Genomic DNA, 4623 nt, shown 5'->3' on the forward strand with positions numbered 1-4623 from the left:
TTTTTTGTTGTTTTTTTTTTTTTCTTGCGTGTGGGGCCGGGGCTGATGAAAGCTCTATATATGGCGGGGGGGGGGGGGGGGGGGGGGGCCCCCCCCCCCCCCCCCGGCCGTACCCCTGTCCGCGGCGGTCAGCCTCCCGCGGTGCCGGACGGCCTCTCGGGGGAGGGTCCGTCCGGGGACTGCGCGATCCACTCACCGAGCTGTTCGAGCGTGGTCGCCGGATCCGCGACCAGTGTGGTGAGGGTGTCCTCCTGGAGGACCGCCGTGGCCACGGCCGGGCAGCGGTGGCAGGCGGACACCCCGGTCTGCTGCCACCACTGGCACCGGCTGCGGAGATGACACCGTGGGACCGACCGGGTCTCACCGGCCTCCGGGAGCACCCCGACCCGCTCCACGAGCGTGCAGTCGTTGCCCCGCCGGTGGACGCACGCAGACACGCAGTGCGAGGCAAACCTCAGCACCCGGGTCGGTTCGATGCCCTCCGGTACGGCTCCGAGCACCTCGGCGGCCGGCATCGGCCGCTCCAGGTAGACGACCGCGCCGTCCTGACCGGAACGGACCCCGAGCACCTGCGATTCGGGCCGGTCCGGGCGTCCGCTCGGGCACCAGGTGACCGGGGACCCCCCGGGGCCCGCCGCCGGGCCGGACTGCTCGGCTGCGGTCCGCGCCGCTCCCACGGTGTCCATGGTCAGGCCCCGGTCACTTCGGAGGCGTGATAGCCGGCCGGGCAGCAGCTGATTTCGCCGGTCTGGGCGCTCTCCCGCTCGACGGCCTTCGCCAGGTGGGCGTGGAACTGCTCGGCGGAGGCGATCCGTTCGGCGGCGGGGGCGGCGGTCGCCGGGGCGGTGGATCCGATGGCCATCCCCGCGGCGAGCACCACCGCCGCACCGCCTGTTGCCAACCGGTTCTTCTTCTTCATGGGCACTCCCAGCGCGTAGGGCGCAGCCACGGCCTCTCCGGAGCTGTCCGCCCGGCACGACCGTAGGGCCGCAGGGAGTGTCCGAGCGGCAGTCCCAGCGGCAGTTGGCCGCTGCATCTGATGCGTCTCACCCCTGCCGAGCAGAACAACCACTTCTCTCCGGCAGCGGCACGATGGGCGCGTGCGTACGACGCCCTGGAGCGGGCGATCAAGCGCGACCCACAGGATGAACCGTGGGTGGTCAGGCTGGCCGATCAACTGCACCGCACGGGGCGCGGGCTGGTGACCGGTATCGCTGCTTCCGTGGCCGAGCCGGTGAGCGCAGCAGACGTGCAGCACATGGATCACTCCCAGAACGTCCCATCGACGGGCGACGGGATTCCCTGCACGGCACGCACCCCGCGGGCCGGCGGGGATGGTCCCCCTGATCACCTCGGCGTGGTCACGACCCGACCCGGACCGTGGCCCACCCCCGCGCACGCCGGGGTGGGCTCGCCCCCGCCCCGGTGACGGGGCGGGGGCGAGGGGGTTTCAGGTGGGGGTCGGGAGTGGTGGGGGTCAGGGGATGGTGATGAAGCGGGCGGTGCTGGGGACTCCTTGGGCGTTGAGGGCGAAGAGCATGTAGGTGCCGGGGAGGACGACGCCCTTGTCGGCCGGGATGGAGACCGTATGGGTGTTGGCGCCCGCGGGGGTGGAGGTCAGGGGGACGCGCCGCTGGTCGTTGTCGGTGGAGTGGGTCGCGGCTGCCGCCCGCATCAGCACGAAGGAGGCCACCGATCCGCCGGTGGTGACCGTGAGCGAGGTGCCCGCGGGGGCCTGGGGCGGTACGCCGCCGGTGATGGCGGGACGCGGTTTGGGTGAGCCGTCCGCGTTGAGCAGGTACGGCGGGGTGAACACGGCCCCGTCGGCGTGGTTGGTGGCGCAGTCGCCGCAGAGGCCGCCGCCGCCGGAGAAGATCCGGCCGTCGGGCAGCAGGTTCGCCACGCTGTGGTAGTTCCGCGGGATGGCCATGGTGGCGAGCGGGGTGAAGCTGCCGGTCGCCGGGTCCCACAGTTCGGGGGCCAGCACGGAGGTGGCGTCGCTGAACGGCACGGGGTACGACTGGCCGCCGAAGACGGCGACCTTGCCGTCGGGCATGACGACGCTGTTGCCGAAGGCGCGGGCCTGGTCCATGTCGCCCGTACGCGCGGCCTGGACCTGGCCGCCGTTGATGCTCACGGTGTACGCGCGCCGGGTGGCGGGCACGTTTTCGTACGCGGGCGAGCCGCCCAGGGTGAGCAGTTTGCCGATGTCGTACGCGACGGCGTTGCCGGTCATGGCGTCCTGGCTGTCGGCGCGGGTGCCGGCCGGGGTGACGCTGCCGTTCCCGGTGGTGGTGATCCAGTTCATCTGCTTGCTCGGGCCGAGTTGGAGCACCTTGCCGCCCGAAGTGGCGTACAGCCACATGTGGTTGTCGGCGCGGTAGGGGCCGGCCGGGTCGGCGGTCATGGTCGAAGTGGCCGGGACGCCGGGGAGCTTGCGCCAGGTGGAGGTGTTCGGGGACCAGACCTCGCCGGCCTTGTCACCCGGGGCTCCGCTCCAGGACCCGCCGAGGACGAAGGCTTCGCCGGTGGAGAGCAGGGTCATCGACTGGTAGCCGCGGGCGATGTTCATGTTGCTGGTCGCGGACCAGGTGTCGGTGGCCGGGTTGTAGATGCTGGCCTTCTCCGCGTTGCTGCCGCCGGTGACCAGGACCCGGCCGTCGGCGAGCATCGCGATGCCCGGGCAGAACATGTCGTGGCCGGTGTTGTCGACGCGGCGCTGGGTGACCTTGCCCGTCTTCAGGTCGAGGATCGCGGTCTGGGTGTAGCCGTTGCTGCCGCCGAAGCGGTCGACCGCGTAAGCCGACCAGGCCAGGAGCTTGTCGCCGGGCAGGACGGCGGTGGCCACCGGTACGAGGGGGAATCCGGTGATCCGGCCCCAGGCGCCGTGGGTGGCCGGGTTGGCCGGTCCGCTCAGGCGTATCTCGGCGGCAGTGGTCCAGGGCCCGCGGTTGCCGGCCTCGCCGGTCGCGGTCAGGCGTACGTAGCGGGCGGTCGCGGTGCGGGTGAAGGTGGCGGTCTTGACGGTGTCGTCGTCGCGCCAGGTGCCCGCCGCGACCGGGGTGCCGAAGGTGGTCCCGTCGGTGCTGGTGGTAACGGTGTACGCGCCCGCGCGCCCGTTGGGGCCGTCGTTGCGGGGCTGGTAGACGAGGGCCGAGACGGCCGTCGTGCGGTTCATGTCGATGGTGATGCTGTGCGGCAGCGGGGCCGAGGTCCCGGCATACCTGCTGTGCCAGATGGTGGCCGCGTTGCCGTCGAGGACGTTGGCCGCGCGACCGTTCTCGGCAACGGTCTCCTCATCGCTCGCCGTGGCCGTCCATCCGGTGCGGGGCAGGTCGACGGTGGCGGCCGGGGTTCCCGGGTCGCCGAGCAGGTTGAGCTCGGCGGCGGTGCTCCACGGGCCACGGTTGCCGGCCTCGGTGACGGCGGTGAGGCGGACGAACCGGGCGCCCGTCGGGGCGAATCCGAGGGTCTTGGCGGCGGCGTCGTCCGCGAGGGTGCCGGTGGCGACGGGACTGCCCCAGTTCTGCCCGTCCGCGCTCATGCTGATGCTGTACTCGCCGACGCGCCCGTTGGGGCCGTCGTTGCGGGGCAGGTAGACGAGGCCGGAGACGACCGCCGTGCGGTTCATGTCGATGGTGATGCTGTGCGGCAGCGGGGCCGAGGTCCCGGCATACCTGCTGTGCCAGATGGTGGCCGCGTTGCCGTCGAGGACGTTGGCCGCGCGACCGTTCTCGGCAACGGTCTCCTCATCACTCGCCGTGACGGTCCATCCGGTCCGGTCGAGTAGCGGAGCCGCGGGCTCCATGGCGTTCGCCGGGGCCGCGGCGTGGTGCGGCGACGCCTTCGCCGCCTGCTGGCCGACTGGTGAGGACGCCGGCCGGAGCGCTGGCCCGTCGGGGCCGCCGCCCGGCCCGGTACTCGCCACGCCGAGCCATGGCGTGGCCCCGACGAGCAACGAGCCGAGGGCAAAGGCGACGAGCAGAGGGGAACGGCGTAACGCTCGGGGGAGAGCGGGGGTACGTCTGGGCTGCAATCGGACCTCCTGGGCAGACCGCGGAAGCGGAAAGGGAACGGTGAAGCGCCGACATCGGTTGTGAGCCCGCTGTGGGCCAGCTGTGAACCCCTTGAACATAAGATCGTCGCACGTTAACTCGGGCGGAAAACAAGCGAGTTGACGCAAAACCTCCGCCCTTGTACGCGAAGCCGACCCTTCCGCCGGATGAAACCCACACCACCCATGCCGCCCGGACGGCGAACGCCCTCTGCCGGGCCCTCAACGCCCGTCTCGGGAGATCTCACCCAGTAGAGCGCCCTCGGCGCAAACCGCCCGGCCGGGCACCCCTGACAGGGCGATGCCAGGAGGGCGCGGCGTACCCGTTTCCTCTTCGCCGTGACCGCGGCGGTCCGAATCGCTGCCGTAGGGCCGAGAAGCCATGGCCCGGTCCGGTGTCCCGCTCGACGAGGGGATCTGAAGAAGCGTCGACGAGAGGTACGGACGACGGCGGGCCGTCGAACCCGGGCGTGGGGGGGGGGGGGGGAGGCGCGGTGCGGTCCGCCGAGGCGGGCGGGGGGCGGGGGCTGGGGATGTACGTGAGGGCCGCGGGGGGGGTGGGGTGGTGG

Annotated in this window: 4 protein-coding genes; 1 reads left to right on the forward strand and 3 read right to left on the reverse strand. The window is 72.2% G+C overall.

What is annotated here, in order from left to right; genetic code table 11:
- Positions 1-128: 128 nt before the first annotated feature.
- A complete protein-coding gene (locus ACFXJL_RS19400) occupies positions 129-686 on the reverse strand; it encodes a hypothetical protein (protein ID WP_358879243.1) in 558 nt (185 codons plus the stop codon).
- A gap of 2 nt (positions 687-688) precedes the next feature.
- Positions 689-949 (reverse strand): hypothetical protein, encoded by a 261-nt coding sequence (locus ACFXJL_RS19405; protein ID WP_358879244.1) that lies wholly within the window; start codon positions 947-949, stop codon positions 689-691.
- Positions 950-1039: 90 nt separating this feature from the next.
- Between ACFXJL_RS19405 and ACFXJL_RS19410 the strand changes: the two genes are divergently transcribed.
- Entirely contained in the window at positions 1040-1429 is a 390-nt protein-coding gene (locus ACFXJL_RS19410; RefSeq protein WP_384694002.1) for a hypothetical protein, read from the forward strand.
- Between the two features lie 48 nt (positions 1430-1477).
- Here the strand turns inward: ACFXJL_RS19410 and ACFXJL_RS19415 are convergent, their stop codons facing one another.
- Positions 1478-4036 carry a discoidin domain-containing protein gene (locus ACFXJL_RS19415; RefSeq protein ID WP_384694005.1) on the reverse strand — a complete coding sequence of 853 codons (2559 nt, stop codon included), beginning with the start codon at positions 4034-4036 and terminating at the stop codon, positions 1478-1480.
- Between the last annotated feature and the right edge of the window lie 587 nt (positions 4037-4623).

This window comes from Streptomyces sp. NPDC059256, from assembly GCF_042753785.1.
Classification (GTDB): domain Bacteria; phylum Actinomycetota; class Actinomycetes; order Streptomycetales; family Streptomycetaceae; genus Streptomyces.